Origin of the sequence: Gemmobacter sp. LW-1 (assembly GCF_001303875.1) — a bacterium.
Lineage (GTDB): Bacteria > Pseudomonadota > Alphaproteobacteria > Rhodobacterales > Rhodobacteraceae > Gemmobacter > Gemmobacter caeni.
Genome location: NZ_LJSC01000037.1, coordinates 129,135 through 147,740, shown reverse-complemented (window position 1 = coordinate 147,740; position 18,606 = coordinate 129,135). Strand labels below are relative to the sequence as shown.

Annotated in this window: 18 protein-coding genes, 1 tRNA gene and 1 other annotated feature; of the genes, 8 read left to right on the top strand and 11 right to left on the bottom strand. The window is 64.9% G+C overall.

The window, feature by feature from the left end; all coding sequences use genetic code 11:
• Window positions 1-11: 11 nt before the first annotated feature.
• From AO684_RS09550 to AO684_RS09530, 5 genes are all read right to left on the bottom strand, one after another.
• Window positions 12-650, bottom strand: a complete 639-nt coding sequence (locus tag AO684_RS09550) for a hypothetical protein (protein ID WP_054302514.1) — start codon at window positions 648-650, stop codon at window positions 12-14.
• 84 nt (window positions 651-734) lie between these two features.
• Complete coding sequence (locus tag AO684_RS09545; RefSeq protein WP_054302513.1) at window positions 735-869, bottom strand: aa3-type cytochrome c oxidase subunit IV; 135 nt, start codon at window positions 867-869, stop codon at window positions 735-737.
• 73 nt (window positions 870-942) lie between these two features.
• The gene (locus AO684_RS09540; RefSeq protein WP_054302512.1) at window positions 943-1,440 is read right to left on the bottom strand and encodes a DUF6173 family protein; all 498 of its coding nucleotides are present in this window, start codon (window positions 1,438-1,440) and stop codon (window positions 943-945) included.
• Window positions 1,437-2,477, bottom strand: a complete 1,041-nt coding sequence (locus AO684_RS09535) for an MBL fold metallo-hydrolase (protein ID WP_369814585.1) — start codon at window positions 2,475-2,477, stop codon at window positions 1,437-1,439. Before AO684_RS09535 ends, AO684_RS09540 begins: the two co-directional genes overlap by 4 nt.
• Complete coding sequence (locus AO684_RS09530) at window positions 2,474-4,174, bottom strand: acyl-CoA dehydrogenase (RefSeq protein WP_054302511.1); 1,701 nt, start codon at window positions 4,172-4,174, stop codon at window positions 2,474-2,476. The genes AO684_RS09535 and AO684_RS09530 overlap by 4 nt, the downstream gene beginning before the upstream one ends.
• A 116-nt stretch (window positions 4,175-4,290) precedes the next feature.
• Between AO684_RS09530 and AO684_RS09525 the strand changes: the two genes are divergently transcribed.
• Window positions 4,291-5,238, top strand: a complete 948-nt coding sequence (locus AO684_RS09525; protein WP_054302510.1) for an L-threonylcarbamoyladenylate synthase — start codon at window positions 4,291-4,293, stop codon at window positions 5,236-5,238.
• Window positions 5,239-5,310: 72 nt separating this feature from the next.
• Here the strand turns inward: AO684_RS09525 and yidD are convergent, their stop codons facing one another.
• The 3 genes from yidD to rpmH all read right to left on the bottom strand — a co-directional run bounded on the left by yidD (window position 5,311) and on the right by rpmH (window position 6,262).
• Entirely contained in the window at window positions 5,311-5,568 is a 258-nt protein-coding gene (yidD, locus tag AO684_RS09520; RefSeq protein WP_054302509.1) for a membrane protein insertion efficiency factor YidD, read from the bottom strand.
• Between the two features lie 86 nt (window positions 5,569-5,654).
• Window positions 5,655-6,083, bottom strand: coding sequence for a ribonuclease P protein component (rnpA, locus tag AO684_RS09515; protein ID WP_054302508.1), 429 nt, complete (start codon window positions 6,081-6,083; stop codon window positions 5,655-5,657).
• A 44-nt stretch (window positions 6,084-6,127) separates the two neighbouring features.
• Window positions 6,128-6,262, bottom strand: a complete 135-nt coding sequence (rpmH, locus tag AO684_RS09510; RefSeq protein ID WP_054302507.1) for a 50S ribosomal protein L34 — start codon at window positions 6,260-6,262, stop codon at window positions 6,128-6,130.
• A 327-nt stretch (window positions 6,263-6,589) separates the two neighbouring features.
• Here rpmH and AO684_RS09505 point away from each other — a divergent pair, with 327 nt between their 5' ends.
• Both AO684_RS09505 and AO684_RS09500 read left to right on the top strand, forming a co-directional pair.
• A complete protein-coding gene (locus AO684_RS09505; RefSeq protein ID WP_054302619.1) occupies window positions 6,590-7,942 on the top strand; it encodes a HAMP domain-containing sensor histidine kinase in 1,353 nt (450 codons plus the stop codon).
• A 171-nt stretch (window positions 7,943-8,113) separates the two neighbouring features.
• Window positions 8,114-8,190 (top strand) — tRNA-Arg (locus tag AO684_RS09500).
• A 206-nt stretch (window positions 8,191-8,396) separates the two neighbouring features.
• On the opposite strand, the gene AO684_RS09495 is transcribed toward AO684_RS09500, so the two are convergent.
• The 3 genes from AO684_RS09495 to AO684_RS09485 form a co-directional block, all read right to left on the bottom strand.
• A complete protein-coding gene (locus AO684_RS09495) occupies window positions 8,397-9,887 on the bottom strand; it encodes a SulP family inorganic anion transporter (RefSeq protein WP_054302506.1) in 1,491 nt (496 codons plus the stop codon).
• Between the two features lie 62 nt (window positions 9,888-9,949).
• Window positions 9,950-10,007: a sequence feature (sul1 is cis-regulatory element that is thought to sense ions involved in sulfur or methionine metabolism; They are found in Alphaproteobacteria), on the bottom strand.
• 108 nt (window positions 10,008-10,115) lie between these two features.
• On the bottom strand, window positions 10,116-10,823 hold the full coding sequence (locus tag AO684_RS09490; protein ID WP_054302505.1) for a response regulator transcription factor: 708 nt from the start codon (window positions 10,821-10,823) through the stop codon (window positions 10,116-10,118).
• Entirely contained in the window at window positions 10,820-12,745 is a 1,926-nt protein-coding gene (locus AO684_RS09485) for a PAS-domain containing protein (protein WP_054302504.1), read from the bottom strand. The genes AO684_RS09490 and AO684_RS09485 overlap by 4 nt, the downstream gene beginning before the upstream one ends.
• Window positions 12,746-12,937: 192 nt before the next feature.
• On the opposite strand from AO684_RS09485, the gene AO684_RS09480 reads away from it, so the two are divergent.
• From AO684_RS09480 to AO684_RS09460, 5 genes are all read left to right on the top strand, one after another.
• A complete protein-coding gene (locus AO684_RS09480) occupies window positions 12,938-14,890 on the top strand; it encodes a long-chain fatty acid--CoA ligase (protein ID WP_054302503.1) in 1,953 nt (650 codons plus the stop codon).
• Window positions 14,887-15,708 carry an ABC transporter ATP-binding protein gene (locus tag AO684_RS09475; RefSeq protein ID WP_054302502.1) on the top strand — a complete coding sequence of 274 codons (822 nt, stop codon included), beginning with the start codon at window positions 14,887-14,889 and terminating at the stop codon, window positions 15,706-15,708. The genes AO684_RS09480 and AO684_RS09475 overlap by 4 nt, the downstream gene beginning before the upstream one ends.
• A 46-nt stretch (window positions 15,709-15,754) precedes the next feature.
• A complete protein-coding gene (locus AO684_RS09470) occupies window positions 15,755-16,276 on the top strand; it encodes a hypothetical protein (protein ID WP_054302501.1) in 522 nt (173 codons plus the stop codon).
• A gap of 81 nt (window positions 16,277-16,357) precedes the next feature.
• Entirely contained in the window at window positions 16,358-17,344 is a 987-nt protein-coding gene (locus tag AO684_RS09465) for a branched-chain amino acid ABC transporter permease (RefSeq protein ID WP_054302500.1), read from the top strand.
• Between the two features lie 98 nt (window positions 17,345-17,442).
• On the top strand, window positions 17,443-18,519 hold the full coding sequence (locus AO684_RS09460) for a branched-chain amino acid ABC transporter permease (RefSeq protein WP_054302499.1): 1,077 nt from the start codon (window positions 17,443-17,445) through the stop codon (window positions 18,517-18,519).
• The last annotated feature ends 87 nt before the right edge of the window (window positions 18,520-18,606 follow it).

Below are 18,606 nucleotides of genomic sequence, written 5' to 3'. Positions count from 1 at the left end.
CCCGCCGCGCCTTACTGCGCGGCGGCGGCATCCTGCTCCACCAGACGGGGATCGCCCGCCTGCACCAGCAGAACGCCATGATTGTCGTCTGCATCATCGTCGGTGATCTTGCGCTCGGTCACGCCCGGCAGCTTACCGAATTCTTCCATCAGCTTCTTCGGGAACCAGGTGTGCGGCAGGGTTTCAAAGCCGGGGACGCCCCGCAGGATGGTCGAGACGGCATCGGTGCAATGCGCCTTCGGCACCGCGCCGTAGGACATCGCACGCTGCATCGCCAGTTGCGCGGCCTCGGGCGAGACGATCTTGGTTTGCTCGACGACGTAGTAGGTTTCGCGGGCGTGATAGTCGATGTAGAAATTGACCATCTTGTCGGTCATGCCGAAATGCACGTCATTGCGTTCGGCCAGACGCGGCAGTTTCCAGCTTCCCGCCGGATCGAACATGATCCGCTGCGAGCCGTTGATCATCAGCCCTGCATGCGCGCCCGAGCCGTTGCGGGTGCTGATCACCGTGAACAGCGTGATCGCGGGCGGGCCGTCATGCACATAGCGCGCCTTTGCGACGGCTTCATCCGGTGCCCAGGTCGGCTCGGCTGCGCCGCAGGCGGACAGGGTTGCGACGAGGGCAACACAAAGCAGATGGCGGCGCATCGGGCGCTCCTTCAGGATGTCGGGCAGGAGGTCGGGGCCGGGCCGGGGTTTGACCCCCGGGGCCCGGTCCGCCGGAGACCGGGATCAGGAATTGGCCAGAGCCATGAAGATCAGAACGCCGATGGCGATGCCTGCGCCCCAGGTCGACATGCGGATGAAGCCCGCGAAGGTCTTTTCGTGTTCGCGGATGTCCATGCTGCCATGCTTGTGTTCGGCCATAGGTGCGTCTCCCGGATCTGCCGTGATTTTCCAACCCGATACCTGATTCACCGGGGGCTGTCACCTCCCCGCGTCACGCTTCGGGGGCAGGGTGTTGCGGCTCCGCCGGGGCCGGTTCATCCCAGTCCTGAGCCAGACGAAAGCCGATGCGGCGTGGCGGGGCGTCGGGCATTTCGCGCGGGATGGCCCGCAGCGCGACATTCAGCTGGCTGACATGCTGCACAAGCTGCATCTTCGCCCCGTCCTCGTCCCGACCGTAGAAGGTGATCAGATCGGGGTCGAAATAGCCCAGCCCCTCGATCCGCAGCACGCCGACCTCGCCCCCCGCGAATCCCATCGCCACCTCATGTCTGGCATCAAGCTGGCTTTCGAAATTGCGGATATAAAGGATGAGCCGCTCATAGGCCCATTCGGCCGGGCTTTTCTGTTCCACGGGCTTGCGCGCCACGGCGGCGGGCAGGGGCTGCTGTTCTGCCGTTTCCGGCGCATCCGGGTCGGCATGGACGACATGGGCGCAAGGCAGGGCGCTGGCTTCCAGAACCTCGGCAGAGGTGGCGATTTCGTCGATCATATGCGGCTCCACATCCAGGCTCCTTCCGGGGACAGGTCGCGTTTCGCAAGCCCCCTGTGCAGAAGGTAGGTCAGATGTGCCATGGCTTCCACCATCGCAAGGCCATATTCCCCGTCACCGATGCTGCGGCGGAAGAGGGCAGGGAAGCACCCCGTCGCGGTCTGTGGCTGTTCCAGATGCGCCAGAAGGCGGGTGATGGCGCTGTCGTGGTTTTCCTCAAGCTGGTGCAGCCGCAGTGGCAGGCCGGTGAAGGGCAACTTGTGTCCGGGCAGCACCAGATGCCGGGGTTCGGCCAGTGTGGCGAAGCGGCGGCAGCTGTCGATCCAGTCGCCCAGCGGGTCGGCCAGCGGTTCGGTCGGATAGACCCCGATATTGGGCGAGATCGAGGCCAGAAGCTGATCGCCGCCGATCACCAGATCGTCGCTCTCGCTCCAGAAGGTCGCGTGTTCGGGGGCGTGGCCATCGCCGCAATGCACCCGCCAGCGCCGCCCGCCCATGGTCAGGCTGTCGCCGTCGGCGGTGCGGGTAAAGCCCAGTGGCAGCGGATGCACGACGTCGCAGAAGTTGAAGGGCCGTTCCGTCGCGCGCTTTTCCAGCAGTGCCGCATCCATCCCGGCACCGCGCCAGAAGGCGAGCTGTTCCGGCGTGGCGGCGGGCTGTTCGTCCAGCGTCAGCATGCGGGCATAAAGCCAGGCGGTGCGGGTGGTCACAAGCTCCGCCCCGCGTGCCATGAACCATCCGGCAAGACCAATATGGTCGGGATGGTGATGCGTCACCACCACCCGCCGCACCGGGCGGCCCGCCAGCGGGCCATCCAGAAGCGCCTGCCATTCGGTGCGCGCGCGGCGGGTATCCAGCCCGGTGTCGATCAGTGTCCAGCCGTCGCCCTCGTCCAGCGCGTAGACATTGACGTGATCCAGCGCCATCGGCAGCGGCAGCCGCAGCCACAGAACGCCTTCCGCAATTGCGACCGAGCCGCCCGCTGCGGGCGGCTCGAACGGATAGCGCAGGCCGGTGCTGCGGGTATCGATGCTCACGAGGCCAGCGCCTCGGGGGTGAGGGCATAAAGCCCCGCCGCCCCTTCGCGCATCTGTGCGATCAGCGCGCTATGTTCGGGCATCAGGCGCTTGATGGCAAAGGCCGCCAGCGGTTGCCGTGACGCATCGGCCAGCGCGGCCTTCAGGTGGTAATGTCCGCCCAGCACGCGGGCAAAGGCGCGCAGATAAGGCACGGCCCCGGCGTTGCGGTCTTTGGCCTCCTGCGCGACCAGCCATTCCGTCGCCTCGCGCAGCGCCTCGGCCGCCGCCCAGACATCGCCCGCCAAGTCGGGCAGCGTGGCGCGCGCCTCGCTGGCGTGATCCTCAATCTCTTGCAGCAGGCGGTAGGCCGCCGCGCCACCGTCCATCATCTTGCGGCCCACGAGATCCATCGCCTGAATGCCGTTGGTACCTTCGTAGATGGAGGTCACCCGCGCGTCACGGCTGAACTGCGCGGCGCCGGTTTCCTCGATGAAGCCCATGCCGCCGTGGACCTGCACGCCCAGATAGGCGACCTCGTTGCCCATATCGGTGCCATAGGCCTTGGCGATTGGCGTCAGCAGGGCGGCGCGGGCCTGCCAGTCAGCGCTGCCAGTAGCGCGGCCCATGTCGATGGCGACCGCGCAGGCCAGCGCGATGGCGCGGGCGGCAAAGGTTTCGGCCTTCATCTGCCCCAGCATCCGCCGTACATCGGCATGATCGACGATGGCGGTGGCGCCCAGCGGCGTCTTGCCCTGCTTGCGGTCCATCGCATAGGTCAGCGCGTGCTGGAATGCCGCTTCGGCAATCGCCACGCCCTGCATCCCGACGCCCAGCCGCGCATTGTTCATCATGGTGAACATCGCGGCCATGCCCTTGTGTTCTTCTCCGATCAGCCAGCCGGTCGCGCCGTCATATTGCATGACGGCGGTGGGTGAGCCATGCAGGCCCAGCTTGTGTTCAAGGCTGACGACGCCAAGGCTGTTGCGCTTGCCGGGATTGCCGCTTTCATCGGGGATGAACTTTGGCACCATGAACAGGCTGATGCCTCTGGTTCCGGGGGCGCCATCGGGCAGACGGGCCAGCACGAGGTGGCAGATATTTCCCGCGAAATCATTGTCGCCCCAGGTGATGAAGATCTTCTGCCCTGTCACCGCATAGGTGCCGTCACCATTGCGCTCCGCCTTGGTGCGCAGCGCACCCACATCGGACCCGGCGCCCGCTTCAGTCAGGTTCATGGTGCCGCACCATTCGCCCGAGATCAGTTTCGGGATGTAAAGTTCCTTGATCGCGTCCGAGGCGTGATGCTCCAGCGCCTCGATCTGGCCCTGCGTCATCAGCGGGTTGAGTTGCAGCGACAGGCAGGCGGAGCCGATCATTTCGTTCACGGCGGTGGTCAGCGACATCGGCAGGCCCATGCCGCCATGTTCGGGGCTGGCCGCCATGCCGACCCAGCCACCCTCGGTGATGGCCCTGTAGCCTTCGGCAAAGCCGGGCGAGGTGCGCACGACGCCGTTTTCCAGCTTTGCGGGCGTCAGGTCGCCCGCGCGGTTCAGCGGCGCCAGCACGGTTTCGCACAGCTTGCCCGCTTCGGAGAGAATCGCCTCGACCGTTTCTGGGGTTGCTTCGGCAAAAAGCTCGGTCGCGGCGACCTGATCCATGCCGACCACCTGGTCAAGGACGAAACGGAATTCGGAAACCGGGGCACGGTAGGGCATCTATCCTCCTTCCCGCGCTTGGCAACCGGGGCGCGCGGGTCTATCTGGGGTCATCTGTCGGGGGCGAGATTAACGCAAGGTCAAACCGCCTCAACATCAACGCTGCGTCACGAACCATGGAAACCCGTCTTATCGCCGCCACGTCAGAAGGGATCGCCGAGGCAGCCGGGGTGCTGCGCGCGGGCGGTCTGGTCGCGATGCCGACCGAAACTGTCTACGGGCTGGCCGGGGATGCGTGCGATGATCACGCGGTGGCGCGGATCTATGCCGCGAAGAATCGCCCGTCTTTCAACCCCTTGATTGTGCATCTGCCGGATCTTGACGCGGTCGGGCGCTATGCGGTGCTGACGCCCGAGGCGCGTGCACTGGCCGCGGCCTTCTGGCCGGGGCCGCTGACCATGGTGCTGCCGCTGCGCGAGGGGGCGGGACTGTCGCCGCTGGTGACGGCGGGGCTGCCCACGGTGGCGGTGCGGGTTCCGGCGCATCCGCTGGCGCGCGAGCTGTTGCGGGTGGCGGGGCTTCCGGTGGCTGCACCTTCGGCCAACCCCTCGGGCCGGGTATCGCCGACGCGGGCCGCGCATGTGATGGCAGGCCTGGCAGGCCGGATCGAGGCGGTGCTGGACGGTGGTGCCTGTGCGGTAGGGGTTGAAAGCACGATTCTGGGGCTCGACGGCCCGCCCGCGCTGCTGCGCCCCGGCGGGGTGACGGTGGAGGCGGTGGAGGCGGTGCTGGGACATGCGCTGGTGCTGCCGGGTGATCCGGCGCAGCCCAAGGCACCGGGGCAGCTTGCCTCGCATTACGCGCCCGAGGCGCGGGTGCGGCTGAACGCGACCGGGGCACGGTCGGGCGAAGTGCTGGTGGGTTTCGGCGCGGTGACCGGCGATCTGAGCCTGTCCGAAAGCGGCGATCTGGTGGAAGCCGCAGCGCGGCTGTTCCACCTGTTGCGCGAGGCCGATGCGCTGGCTGGTCCGGGCGGCGCGATTGCCTTCGCCCCGGTGCCCGAGACTGGACTGGGCCGCGCGATCAATGACCGCCTGCGCCGCGCCGCCGCGCCGCGCCCCTGATATGTGTGCCTGACAAGAGGTGCCTTTCTCCGGGGCATCGAGCCCCTGCGAAAGGCGTTGCCACGGAAGGTTTCAGGGCTGGTGCCTTGTGCAATCGTGTTCGGGATCGGCACCGGGGACCGGATCGTAGCCCGATCCGCCCCATGGGTGGCAGCGGCAGATGCGGTGAACCGTCAGGTAGCCCCCCTTGATCCCGCCGTGGCGGGCAAGCGCATCCAGAGCATAGGCCGAGCAGGTGGGCTGAAACCGGCAGCCATGGCCGACCCAGGGGCTGAGCAGCAGCCGGTAGGCGCGGATCGGCAGGGCAAAGATCTGAGCGAGCGGCGACATGGGGAAAGGCCTTTGGCCGTGGCCTGGGTTTTGACCGGAGATATGAGTATTTGGGCAAGAAGCAAGGGCAGGGCGGTGCGCCGTGCTCAGGTCTTGGGGCGCGGCGGGCGGTGGATCTGGGCGAGCGCCTGCGCCAGATCGGCTTGCAGATCTGCAAAATCACGGGTGACCGTGGCGCCGGGGCGGCCGACCAGAACGTAATCCCAGCCGGGGCGGGCAAGGCCGGGCAGGACGGCGCGCACGATCTCTCGCAGGCGGCGTTTGGCGCGGTTGCGCATCACCGCATTGCCGATCTTTTTCGAGCAGGTGAAGCCGACGCGGATATCGGGGCGGTCATCGCCGCGTTCGCGGGCTTGCAGAAGGAAGCCGCCCGTGCCCTGCCGGCGCGCCTGAGCGGCGCGCAGGAAATCGGCGCGTTTGGCAAGGATTGTGTAAGGCACATATGACGAAACCGCCGCGAGGCTTTCGGAAGCCCCGGTCGTGCGGTTTGCTTCCTCTGCCAGCGGCGGTGTCATGTCAGATCTTCCGAAGCGGCCCCGCAGGACAGGACCGACCCTTCTTAGGCCGACAGCTTCTTGCGGCCCTTGGCGCGGCGGGCATTCAGCACAAGACGGCCACCTTTGGTGGCCATGCGGGCGCGGAACCCGTGGCGGCGCTTGCGAACCAGGTTCGACGGTTGGTAAGTGCGCTTCATCGCGGCTCTCCAGTAACGGCGGTAACATGCAGCCCGAACCCCGAAAGATTCGAGGGCCGCGGCAACTGAGGCCCGTCCTTTACGCAGGGCGCGGCGGCAAGTCAATTCCGGATGGGGCGTTTTTCGCAGCAATCTTGCTTCGGCCGGGGTTTCTGCCCGTTGTCCGGGGCATATATGGCGCTGTATTCGGCCCGGCGGGTTTGCTAGTGCTGGGAGAGAGGCGGGCGAGCCGCCACAAGCGGAGACGGATGTGCCGTGCGGAAGCTGACCAGCCGCATTCTCAATACGCTTTCGGGGCGGTTCCTGTTGCTGACCGTCGCTTTCGTCATGCTGGCGGAGGTGCTGATCTTCGTGCCCTCTATCGCGCGGTTCCGGGTGGATTATCTGCAACTGCGGCTTGAAAAGGCGCAGATCGCCTCGCTGGCCTTGCTGGCCAATGACGGGATGATCACGCCCGAGCTGGAGCAGGAGCTTCTCAACAATGCGGGTGTGTTCAACGTGGTGTTGCGGCGCGACGAGGTGCGCCAACTGGTGCTGTCGTCGGAAATCCCGCAGCCGGTAGCGGCGACCTTCGATCTGCGCATGGACGGGTCATTCGATCTGATCCGGGATGCGCTGGCGGTGCTTGTGACGCCCGAGGACCGGATCATCCGCATCATCGGCAATCCTGTACAGCAGGCCGGGCTGTTGATCGAGATTACCCTGCGTGAGGGCCCGCTGCGGACCGAGATGTATGATTACGGCCTGCGCATCTTGTTCCTGTCCGCGCTGATCTCTGTCATTACGGCGGCGATGCTGTTTCTGGCGGTGCGGCGGCTTATGGTGGTGCCGATCCGCCGGGTGGTGCGGCATATGCAGGCCTATGCCGCGGCGCCGGAGGATGCGCGCTATGTCATCACGCCCACGGCACGGGTGGTGGAGTTGCGGGATGCCGAAGAGGCGCTGCAACGCATGCAGACGGACCTGATCGCGGCGTTCCGGCAAAAGGAGCGGTTGGCCCAGCTTGGCGGAGCTGTTGCCAAGATCAGCCATGACCTGCGGAATATCCTGACATCCGCGCAGCTGTTTGCGGATAGAATCGAACAAAGTGCCGATCCGGCGGTGGCACGTTCGGCGCCTAAGCTGGTGAATTCGATCAGCCGTGCTGTCAATCTCTGCGAATCGACGCTGGCCTTCGGCAAGGCCGAGGAGCATCCGCCCCGGCTTGCCCGTTTCGCCCTGCGTCCGCTGCTGGAGGATGTGGCGGATGGCGAGGGGCTTTCGGCCCAGTCGGAGCCTGCCTGTCTGGTCGATGCCGCGCCGGGGCTGATGGTGCGGGCGGATACCGAGCAGCTTTACCGGGTCGTCGCCAATCTGGTGCGCAATGCCCGGCAGGCCATCGACGCGACAGGGCGGGGCGGCACGATCGAGCTTTCGGCGGGCGAGGATGAAGCCGCCTGGTGGATTCGCGTGGGTGACACCGGGCCGGGATTGCCGCCGAAAGCGCGCGACAACCTGTTTCGCGCGTTCCAGGGATCTGCCCGCAAGGGGGGGGCCGGTCTGGGGCTGGCCATCGCGGCGGAGCTTGTCCGGGGCCATGGCGGCCAGCTTGATTTGGTCCGCAGCGACGAGGATGGCACCGAATTCCTGATCCGCCTGCCGCGGGCGGGCGGGCTGGATGCAGAGGAAGCGGCGGGCTGATTCTCTCGGGTGCGCTGTCCCTGGCCGGAATTCGGCCCCGATCACCGAAATCTGCGCGGCAGCTTTCCCAATGCAGCAAGGCCGGAACAGAGCGGCAGAAACAAAGTTGTCATCTTCCGCTTTTTCGCCCTTGCATCCCCCCGGCCCTGCCGCTAAATCCCCCCTCACAGCGGACCCGTAGCTCAGCTGGATAGAGCATCAGACTACGAATCTGAGGGTCGGGCGTTCGAATCGCTCCGGGTCCGCCATTTCCTGAAATTGTGAGAAACATCCCCACTGGGGGGAAGTTGCGCTGTGTCTCAGGCGTTGTGCGCGTCAGCCTGCGGGCGGTGTTGCTGCTGGCCTGTCGATCCGGGCGCGGCATTTTGTTTTGAACGGCCGGGGTGCTGGAAGGAACTCCGGCACGCGGTTCACCTCGCGTGCCGGGGCGGAATTTTGGGGCTTTGGCCCGGCTTCAATGCGCCATCAGGACGGTCGGGTCACTGCGCTTGTCATGGGTGGCGAGCCGGTCGACGATGGTTTCCGATGCGGCGTTCATGCCGATGATTTCAACCACTGTTCCGGCCCGGCGGAATTTCAGGACCGCCATATCCAGTGCCTGCACGCTGGAAATATCCCAGATATGTGCGCGGGTGACGTCGATCACCACGCGCTCGGGTGCGGCGCGGAAGTCGAAAGCCGTGACGAAATCTTCGACGGAGCCATAGAAGAGCTGCCCTTCCACGACATAGGTGCGGACCCGTCCGTCGGGTGAGAGGCTGGACGTGACCTTGAACAACTGTGCGATCTTGGCGGCGAAGAAGATACCCGACAGCAGCACCCCCACCAACACACCGATGGCAAGGTTATGCGTCCAGACCACGGTCGCGACCGTCGCCAGCATCACCAACGAGGACGAACGGGGATGGGTGCGGAGGTTGCGCAGAGACGACCACGAGAACGTGCCGATGGATACCATGATCATAACTGCGACCAGCGCTGGCATCGGAATCCGGGCCACCCAGTCGCCCAGAAAGACCACAAGGATCAGCAGGACCGAGCCTGCGGTGAAAGATGACAGTCGGCCGCGCCCGCCGGATTTGACGTTGATCATGCTCTGCCCGATCATCGCGCAGCCCGCCATGCCACCGATGAAGCCGGTGGCCGCATTGGCGATGCCCTGGCCGATGCATTCCTGATTGCGGTCGGATGTCGTGTCGGTCAGCTCGTCGACGAGGTTCTGTGTCATCAGGCTTTCCAGCAGGCCAACCACGGCAATGGCGATGGAATAGGGCAGGATGATCAGCAGCGTGTCCAGCGTCAGCGGCACGTCCGGGATCAGGAAGACGGGCAGCGTGTCGGGAAGCGCGCCCATGTCGCCGACGGTCCGCACATCCCAGCCAAACCCGAGGCTGAGCGCGGTCAGGACGATGATCGTGACCAGAGGAGAGGGCACGGCCTTTGTCACGCGCGGGAACAGGTAGATGATCGCCAGGCCCGCCGCCACAAACGCATAGGTCAGGGGCGGCACCTTCCTCGGGTCCAGTTCTGGCAACTGGGCCAGAAAGATCAGGATAGCGAGGGCGTTGACAAAGCCGGTCATCACCGATTTCGACACATAGCGCATGACAGAGCCAAGCTTCAGCAGCCCCATGGCAATCTGGATCACGCCGGTCAGCACCGTGGCCGCCAGCAGGTATTGCAGCCCGTGATCCCGTACCAGCGTGACCATAAGGACGGCGGTCGCGGCGGTTGCGGCGGAAATCATGCCGGGCCGCCCGCCGGTCAGCGCGGTCAGAACGGCGATGGAAAAGCTCGCATAAAGCCCGACCTTCGGATCTACACCTGCAATGATGGAAAAGGCGATGGCCTCGGGGATGAGGGCAAGCGCCACGACGAGGCCCGACAGCACGTCGGCCCGGATATTGCCGAACCATTCGGCACGATAGGTTTGTGGTGAAAACATGCAAATTTCCCGCACAGCCGGGGCATGGCCCGTCGGCTGTCATCCAGATCTGGGTTTGGTGAGGTTGTCCGGCGGATGGGCGGCCGGAAGAGCCAGCCGGGAATTGCACCCGGCTCCTTGTTCGCTGCCGCCCGCATACTGGTTTTGCTGCCAGATGCCAAGCCGGTGCGGGGAACGAGGGCCACTGCATGGCGGCCATGTGGCCAGCGGGTCATGTTGCCTTTGCCGTCAGCTCCAGCTTACATCACCCAGAAAGATATATCCCGCGCCGTAGATCGTCTTGATCAGGGTCGGGTTCTTCGGGTCTTCGCCCAGCTTGGTGCGCAGGCGTGAGATGCGGACATCCATCGCGCGGTCAAAGCTTTCGCCCGCCACGCCGCCAAGGCTTTCCTGCATCTGGGCACGGCTGATCAGGCGACGCGGGCTTTCGAGGAACAGGCGCAGCACCTCGCCCTCGGCGTGGCTGAAGGGCACCTCTGCTCCGTCGGCGGCGATCAGCAGATAGCGGTCGAACTGTGCCGTCCAGCCATTGAAGCGGGCCGTCTGGGCACCGCGCTCCGGCTCGGCCCGGGTCTTGCGCAACCGGGCGCGGACGCGGGCCACCACTTCGGCCGGATCGAAGGGCTTGATGATATAATCGTCGGCACCAAGCTCCAGCCCGGTCACGCGATCCTGCACCTGCGCGCGGCCCGATATGATGATGATGGCCGCCCCGGATTCCAGCGCCAGACGATGCACCACAGCCAGCCCGTCGCGGTCGGGCAGACCCAGATCGACAAGGCAGACGTCCGGCGTCATGCGCTTCAGCGCCGCCTCGAATTCGGTGGCGCGGGCGTGGGTGGTGACGCGGAAGCCCGCTTCCTCCAGAGCGTCGGCCAGCATGCGGCGGATTTCCGGCTCGTCGTCCAGAATGGCGATATGCGCGGGTTTGCTCATGCGCGGGCAGCTCCGATGGCGGTGGCAAGGGCGGCGGCGTCGAAAGGTTTCGACAGGACCGGCACGCGGGCGGCGGCGCGGCGCGGATCGCCGGCAGGCAGGGCGCTCATCAGCAGGACCGGGGCAGGGTGCCTGCGTTCGGCGAGCGTTTCGGCAAGCACGGTGCCCTGCGCCGCGCCCAGCTGAATATCCGACAGGATCAGCCCGATGCCCGGCACCTCGGCCAGCGCCAGCGCCTCGTCCACGCTGGCGGCCTCGATCACCGCATGACCCTGTGCGCGCAGCATCTCGCGCACACCCTCGCGGATGTCGCTGTCATCCTCGACCAGCAGGACCAGCAGCGGCGGCAGACCTTCCGCCTGTCCCTCGGCCACCGGGCGGAAGGGCAGCCGCACGGAAATCGAGGCCCCGCCGCCGGGGCGGTTGGACAGCCGCACCGTCCCGCCCGCCAGCGTTGCATGGTCATAGACCATCGACAGGCCCAGCCCCGACCCCTTGCTGCCCTTGGTGGTGAAGAATGGGTCCAGCGCCTTTTCCAGTGCCTCGGGGCTGAAGCCCGGCCCGTCGTCCTCAACCCGGATTTCCAGCCAGGTGTCGCGCAGGCAGGCCAGTGCGATGCGGATCGTGCCGCCCTTCAGCCCCATCGCATCCCGCGCATTCAGCACGAGGTTCAGCAGCGCATCCTGCAAACCGCCCGCATCCAGCATCAGAACCGGCATCTGCGGAGGCAGCACGATCTCCAGCCGGGTCTGAACCGGCAGGGTGGGTGTTGCCAGCAGCCGCAGATCGGCCAGCAGGGCACCCACATCGGTGGGCGCGGGTTTCAGCGTCGGGCGGCCCGAGATCGAGGCGATCCGGTCCAGCAGCACGCCCCCGCGCCGGGCCGCAGCCTGAATGCCGGTTGCCAGCGCGCGGGCCTCATCCGGCAGGGGTAGCCGCTCCATCCGGCTTTGCAGGCCAAGAATCACGGTCAGCAGATTGGCGAAATCATGCGCCATGCCCGAAGTGAACTGCGCCGCAAGCTCGCGCTTGCGGGTCTGTGCCAGTGCCGAACGGGCCTGGGTTTCCGCCGTCACATCGGTCGACAGGATATAGACGCCGTTCACCGGCCCGCCGTCGATCTGATCGGGGGTGAAGGCCGCACGGATGCGGCGCCCGGATTCCTCGTCGGTGAACTCGAACACCGACGCCTCCCCGGCCAGCGCCCGGTTCAGATAGGGAAGGATCTTGCCGAAGGTCAGATCGCCCAAAGCCTCACGCCCGGTCAGCCCGATGATTTCGGCCGACCGGCCGGGCATCACGCTGCCCAGTCTGCGGTTGGAATAGGTATAGCGCAGATCGCAATCCACATGGGCGATATGGGCGGGCATCATTTCCGTCGTCAGACGGGTGCGGGCCTCCATCTCGGTCAGTTCCCGCTTGGCCTCGGCCAGCGCGGCATTGGTCGCAGCCAGCGCGCGGTTGGCCTGCGCCAGCCGTTCGGCATTCGCCAGCACCTCGTCCGACAGTTCCGCCGAACGGTTGCGCAGCATCTTTTCCTGCAGCTTCACTTCGGTGATGTCGGTATAGACCGTGACCCAGCCGCCCTGCGGCAGCGGGGCGCCTTCGACCGAAATCCAGCGCCCGCCGGGGCGTTCGCGTTCCATATAGTGTGGCTGGAAGGCGCGCGCCGCCTCGACCCGCGCCTGAACGGCGGTCCAGGGATCGTCCACCGGGCCATATTCGCCGCGTTCCACCAGATAGAAGATCGTATCCTCGAACGAGGCGCCGGGCGTCACCAGCTGCTCGGGCAGGTCGAACATTTCCTGAAAGCGGTGATTCCACAGCGCCAGTTTCAGGTCGCGGTCATAGATCGACAGCGCCTGCTGGATCAGGTTCAGCCCGGCGCGCATCAGGCCGGTGCGGGCATCGTTGACTGGCATGCATCATCCCCCCGGCCATGGCTAACACCCGCCGCCACTCGCGGAAAAGAGGAAATCCCGCCCTGCAACAATTCGCAAGGATTGGGAAAAAGTCGCGCAAGTTTTGGCGGCAAAGGTTGCATCGTTCGGCAAAGGCGACAGAAGATTCGCCCCGGACCGACCGCCCGGAGGAGGGCGCAGGGAGGAATATGTATGGCTGCGACGGACGGGTTGAACTCGATCCCTGCGCTGCTGGACCGGAATGCGCGCCTGTTCGGCGCCCGTCCGGCGTGGCGCGAAAAGGAATTCGGCATCTGGCAATGCTGGACCTGGGCGGAAGGTGCGGCGGAAATCCGCGCCATCGCTCTGGGTTTTCTGGCGCTGGGGCTGAACCGCGGGGATCATGTTGCGGTGATCGGCCGCAACCGCCCGGCGCTTTACTGGTCGATGGTGGCGGCGCAGATGTGCGGTGCGGTGCCGGTGCCGCTGTATCAGGACGCCGTGGCCGAAGAGATGGCCTATGTGCTGGATCACTGCGGCGCACGCTTTGTGGTCTGCGGCGATCAGGAGCAGGTCGACAAGGTGCTGGAGATCCAGGACCGGCTGCCGCATGTCGAGCAGATCATCTATGTCGACAAGCGCGGCATGCGGAAATACGACCATTCCCACATGAATGCGCTGGCCGATGTGGAGGCCGAGGGCAAGGCGGGTCACTACCGCTTTGACGCCGAACTTGAGACCCGCATCGCGGAGCTGGATTACGACAGCACCTGTGTGATGCTGTATACCTCGGGCACCACCGGCAAGCCCAAGGGCGTGGTGCTGTCGAACCGCAACATCATCGAAACCTCGAAGAACTCGTCCGAGTTCGACAAGCTGCGCCCCGGTGACGATGTTCTGGCCTATCTGCCGATGGCCTGGGTCGGCGATTTCATCTTCTCGGTCGGGCAGGCGATGTGGACCGGCTTCTGCGTGAACTGCCCGGAATCCGCCGCCACCATGATGACCGACCTGCGCGAGATCGGGCCGACCTATTTCTTTGCGCCCCCGCGGGTATTCGAGGGGCAGCTGACGCAGGTGATGATCCGCATGGAAGATGCGGGGCGTCTGAAGAAGCGGATGTTCGATCACTATATGGCGGTTGCGCGGCGCGTTGGTCCCGCGATCCTGGACGGCAAGCCCGTCTCCGCCGCCGACCGCCTGGCCTACTGGATCGGCGACAAGCTGGTCTATGGGCCGCTGAAGAACACGCTGGGCTTCAGCCGTGTGCGTGTGGGCTATACGGCGGGTGAGGCGATCGGGCCGGAGATCTTTGATTTCTACCGCTCGCTGGGCATCAACCTGAAACAGCTTTACGGCCAGACCGAGGCTTCGGTCTTCATCACCCAGCAGCCCGACGGGCAGGTGCGGTCGGATACTGTAGGCGTGCCCTCGCCGGGGGTGGAGGTGCGGATCGCCGAGAATGGCGAGGTGTTCTACCGCAGCCCCGGCACCTTTATGTCTTATTTCAAGAACCCGGAAAGCACCGCCTCGACCAAGGATGCCGAAGGCTGGGTTGCCACCGGCGATGCGGGGTTCTTTGAAGAGGCCACCGGCCATCTGCGGATCATCGACCGGGCGAAGGATGTGGGCAAGATGGCCGATGGTCGCCTGTTCGCGCCGAAATATGTGGAAAACAAGCTGAAATTCTACCCCAACATCCTTGAGGCCGTGGTCTTCGGCAATGGCCGCGACCGCTGCACCGCCTTCATTAACATCGACCTGACAGCGGTGGGCAACTGGGCGGAACGCAACAACATCGCCTATTCCAGCTATCAGGAACTCGCCGGTCATCCGCGCGTCTACGAGGCCATCAAGGCGCATGTGGAGGAAGTGAACCGCTCCGTCGCCGAAGACCCGATGCTGTCAGGCTGTCAGGTGCATCGCTTCTGCATCCTTCACAAGGAACTGGATGCCGACGACGGCGAGATGACCCGCACCCGCAAGGTGCGCCGGAACATCATCGAACAGAAATACGCCGATCTGATTGCTGGTCTCTATGACGGGGCGGACAGCGTCTACACCGAAACCGAAGTGACCTACGAGGACGGCCGCAAGGGCGCGATCCGCGCCACGGTCAGGATGATGGACGCGGCCACCGTCGCCGGTCAGCGGAGGGCGGCATGAACGCGATGAACCCCGAGGGCTATGTCACCTCAGACGGCCGCAAGATCGGCGGCGTGCTGATGGAGATGAAGAACATCACCCTGCGCTTTGGCGGTGTGAAGGCGATCACCGATATCAGCTTCGACATCCGCGAGGGCGAGATCCGCGCCATCATCGGGCCGAACGGGGCGGGCAAATCCTCGATGCTGAACGTCATCTCGGGCTTTTATATCCCGCAGGAGGGCGAGGTCTGGTTTCGCGGCAAGAAACGCGCGCCGATGAAACCCTATGAGGTGGCGCAGCAGGGTATCGCCCGCACCTTCCAGAACATCGCCCTGTTCGAGGGCATGAGCGTGCTGGACAATATCATGACCGGGCGGCTGACGCTGATGAAAAGCGGCATGCTGGATCAGGCGATGTGGTGGGGCCGCGCGCAACGCGAAGAGACCGAGCACCGCGAGAAGGTCGAGAAGATCATCGACTTTCTGGAAATCCAGCACATCCGCAAGACGCCCGTGGGCCGTCTGCCCTACGGGTTGAAGAAGCGGGTGGAACTGGCCCGCGCGCTGGCGGCGGAGCCGAAGCTGCTGCTGCTCGATGAACCCATGGCAGGCATGAACGTCGAGGAGAAAGAGGACATGTGCCGCTTCATCCTGGATGTGAATGACGAATTCGGCACCACCATCACGCTGATCGAACATGACATGGGCGTGGTGATGGACCTGAGCGACCGCGTGGTCGTGATGGATTACGGCAAGAAGATCGGCGACGGTCCGCCCGACGAGGTGCGCAGCAATCCCGATGTCATCAACGCCTATCTGGGGGTTTCGCATGACTGAGTGCCTGTCCTTCCTCCGGTTTCCCGGCTGGACGCGGGCCTGTCTGATGGCTGGAGCACTGACAGGATTTGCCCTGCCCGCCGCTGCCATCCCCGAGGTGACCCCCGCCGAACGTCTGGAACTGGTGCAGGCCTGCGAGAAGGTGTTGCTGGAGCAATCCGAGGCTCCGCTGCGCGGCTATCTGCCCGCGCCGCTCAGCAGCGGCAAGCCCGGCGCGAAAACCTATACCTATTACAGCCAGTCCAAGGCGCTGATGGTTCTTGCCCGCCGCACGGGCAAGATCTGGGATCTTTGCACTGTGCAAGAGGTCGAGGGCGATCGGCGCAGCCTGACCGAGTGGGCGAAAGCCTGGCCGAAAGAGTTCGCCGCGGCCTTTCCGGCCTCGCGATACCAGCAGCACAGCTTTCAGATTCCGCGCCCCGTCGAGCCCTTTGCCGTGCTGTGCCAGGATCAGGGCTTTGCCTTGGTGATCTATCCGCATTTCGGCCAGAAATCCGAATTTGCGGTCTCTGTCAGCAATCAGCTTGACTACATCCGCAGCGATCCCTGCCAACCGGGGAGCGGCTGATGCGGAAGATCTTTCATTCCGAACCGGCAGGCGTGGCCCGCAATGAGCTGGACCTGTCATTCGCATTCAAGGGGGCCGCCCATGCCTGATCAGCTTCTTTATGCGATGGAGGTCTCGCTCAACGGCCTCATGGCGGGGATCATGTATGCCCTCGTGGCGCTGGGCTTCGTGCTGATCTTCAAGGCCAGCGGCATCTTCAACTATGCGCAGGGCGTGCTGGCGCTGTTCGCCGCGCTGACGCTGGTGGGCTTGCAGCAGGGGCAGATCCCGTTCTCGCATGTCATCAACGCGATCTTCGGGACCGAACTGCACAGCTTCGGCTGGACGCTGCCCGCCATTGTCGCCATCGCGCTGACCGCGCTGGTGATGGTGGGGCTGGCCTGGCTGATCGAGCGGCTGGTGCTGAAGCATCTGGTGAATCAGGAGCCGATCATCCTGTTCATGGCGACCATTGGCCTTGCCTATTTCCTGGAAGGTCTGGGCGACGTGATGTGGGGCGCCGATATCAAGAAGCTGGATGTCGGCCTGCCGCAGGGCATTTCGGAAACCATCGACGCGCTGACCTTCAACGCCTTCGGCTATGGCTTCTTCATCGACCGGCTGGACATCGTGGCTGCCGTGGTCGCGGCCCTGCTGGTGGCGAGCCTGACGCTGTTCAGCCAGTATACCAAATACGGCCGTGCCCTGCGCGCGGTGGCCGATGACCATCAGGCGGCGCTGTCGGTCGGCATCTCGCTGCGCTTCATCTGGGTGCTGGTCTGGTCGATTGCCGGTTTTGTGGCACTGGTCGCGGGCATCATGTGGGGGTCGAAATCCGGGGTGCAGTTCTCGCTGTCGCTGATCGCGCTGAAGGCGCTGCCGGTGCTGATGCTGGGCGGCTTCACCTCGATCCCCGGCGCTATCGTGGGCGGGTTGATCATCGGCATGGGCGAAAAGCTGTTCGAGTTCTTCGCAGGCCCCCTGATCGGAGGCGCGACCGAAAACTGGTTCGCCTATGTGCTGGCGCTGCTGTTCCTCGTCTTCCGGCCGCAAGGCCTGTTCGGCGAACGCATCATCGAGAGGGTCTGAGCGATGGGTATGCGATTGGTGTCGGATTGGGGGCCAGCCCCCAAACCCCCGGGATATTTGGACCAAGATGAAAGCCGGACGATGGGAGGACGGGACTGATGTTTTACCGTGAGGCGGGGGACTTCAAGACCTCCTATGTCGATGACAGCCAGACCTTCCCGATCCGTTTCGACCGGATGCGCTATTACGCGGTGCTGGTGCTTGGCTTCGGCATCCTGCCCTTCGTGATGAACGATTACTGGGCCAATGCGGTTTTCGTGCCTTTCCTGATCTATGCGATCGCCGCGATCGGGCTGAATATCCTGACCGGCTATTGCGGTCAGGTCAGCCTTGGCACCGGCGGCTTCATGGCGGTGGGGGCCTATGCCTGCTACAAGCTGATGACGGCGTTTCCCTGGATGCCGATGCCGGTGAACGTGCTGCTGGCCGGTCTGGTGACCGCCGGGGTGGGCGTGCTGTTCGGCCTGCCGAGCCTTCGGATCAAGGGCTTCTATCTGGCAGTGGCCACGCTGGCCGCGCAGTTCTTCCTTGTCTGGCTGTTCAACAAGGTGCCGTGGTTCTACAACTATTCGGCCTCGGGTCAGATCACCGCGCCGGAGCGCACGCTGCTGGGCGTGGCGGTGACCGGGGCAAGCACCCCGGCCTGGGCGAAATACCTGTTCTGCGCCGTGTTCCTGTTCGTGCTGGCCTGGCTGGCCCGCAACCTGACGCGGGGCACGGTGGGGCGCAAGTGGATGGCCATCCGCGACATGGACATCGCGGCTGAAATCATCGGGGTGAACCCGCTGACCACCAAGCTGTCGGCTTTCGCCGTGTCGAGCTTCTACATCGGTATCGCCGGGGCGCTGTTCTTTGCGGTCTATCTGGGCGCGGCCGAGGTGGGCGAGGCGTTTGGCATCCAGAAAAGCTTTCTCATCCTCTTCATGGTGATCATCGGCGGGCTGGGGTCGATCTTCGGTTCTTTCGCAGGGGCGGCCTTCCTCGTGCTGTTGCCGGTGCTCTTGAAGAATCTGCTGGTGGGCGGGCTTGGCTGGCCCACCGATCTGGCGGCGCATATCGAACTGATGATCGTCGGTGCCCTGATCATCGTTTTCCTGATCCTCGAACCGCACGGGCTGGCGCAGCTCTGGCGGGTCGCGAAAGAGAAGCTGCGGCTCTGGCCCTTCCCGCATTGACGGGGCGGGCAGAATAAACCCCGGCGTGAAAGCGCCTGAGAAAACCAGACCCGGCGCGGGAGGCGCCGGAGATAACAAACCGGGAGG

What these genes read in the sequence shown, in the direction of transcription:
- yidD (WP_054302509.1), bottom strand. Translation starts at nt 5,568, where the DNA reads ATGTCGCCGCTCGCTCAGATCTTTGCCCTGCCGATCCGCGCCTACCGG.
- AO684_RS09545 (WP_054302513.1), bottom strand. Translation starts at nt 869, where the DNA reads ATGGCCGAACACAAGCATGGCAGCATGGACATCCGCGAACACGAAAAG.
- AO684_RS09465 (WP_054302500.1), top strand. Translation starts at nt 16,358, where the DNA reads ATGCCTGATCAGCTTCTTTATGCGATGGAGGTCTCGCTCAACGGCCTC.
- AO684_RS09490 (WP_054302505.1), bottom strand. Translation starts at nt 10,823, where the DNA reads ATGAGCAAACCCGCGCATATCGCCATTCTGGACGACGAGCCGGAAATC.
- AO684_RS09550 (WP_054302514.1), bottom strand. Translation starts at nt 650, where the DNA reads ATGCGCCGCCATCTGCTTTGTGTTGCCCTCGTCGCAACCCTGTCCGCC.
- AO684_RS09485 (WP_054302504.1), bottom strand. Translation starts at nt 12,745, where the DNA reads ATGCCAGTCAACGATGCCCGCACCGGCCTGATGCGCGCCGGGCTGAAC.
- AO684_RS09475 (WP_054302502.1), top strand. Translation starts at nt 14,887, where the DNA reads ATGAACGCGATGAACCCCGAGGGCTATGTCACCTCAGACGGCCGCAAG.
- AO684_RS09495 (WP_054302506.1), bottom strand. Translation starts at nt 9,887, where the DNA reads ATGTTTTCACCACAAACCTATCGTGCCGAATGGTTCGGCAATATCCGG.
- AO684_RS09460 (WP_054302499.1), top strand. Translation starts at nt 17,443, where the DNA reads ATGTTTTACCGTGAGGCGGGGGACTTCAAGACCTCCTATGTCGATGAC.
- AO684_RS09530 (WP_054302511.1), bottom strand. Translation starts at nt 4,174, where the DNA reads ATGCCCTACCGTGCCCCGGTTTCCGAATTCCGTTTCGTCCTTGACCAG.
- rpmH (WP_054302507.1), bottom strand. Translation starts at nt 6,262, where the DNA reads ATGAAGCGCACTTACCAACCGTCGAACCTGGTTCGCAAGCGCCGCCAC.
- AO684_RS09525 (WP_054302510.1), top strand. Translation starts at nt 4,291, where the DNA reads ATGGAAACCCGTCTTATCGCCGCCACGTCAGAAGGGATCGCCGAGGCA.
- AO684_RS09480 (WP_054302503.1), top strand. Translation starts at nt 12,938, where the DNA reads ATGGCTGCGACGGACGGGTTGAACTCGATCCCTGCGCTGCTGGACCGG.
- AO684_RS09505 (WP_054302619.1), top strand. Translation starts at nt 6,590, where the DNA reads ATGCTGGCGGAGGTGCTGATCTTCGTGCCCTCTATCGCGCGGTTCCGG.
- AO684_RS09470 (WP_054302501.1), top strand. Translation starts at nt 15,755, where the DNA reads ATGGCTGGAGCACTGACAGGATTTGCCCTGCCCGCCGCTGCCATCCCC.
- rnpA (WP_054302508.1), bottom strand. Translation starts at nt 6,083, where the DNA reads ATGACACCGCCGCTGGCAGAGGAAGCAAACCGCACGACCGGGGCTTCC.
- AO684_RS09540 (WP_054302512.1), bottom strand. Translation starts at nt 1,440, where the DNA reads ATGATCGACGAAATCGCCACCTCTGCCGAGGTTCTGGAAGCCAGCGCC.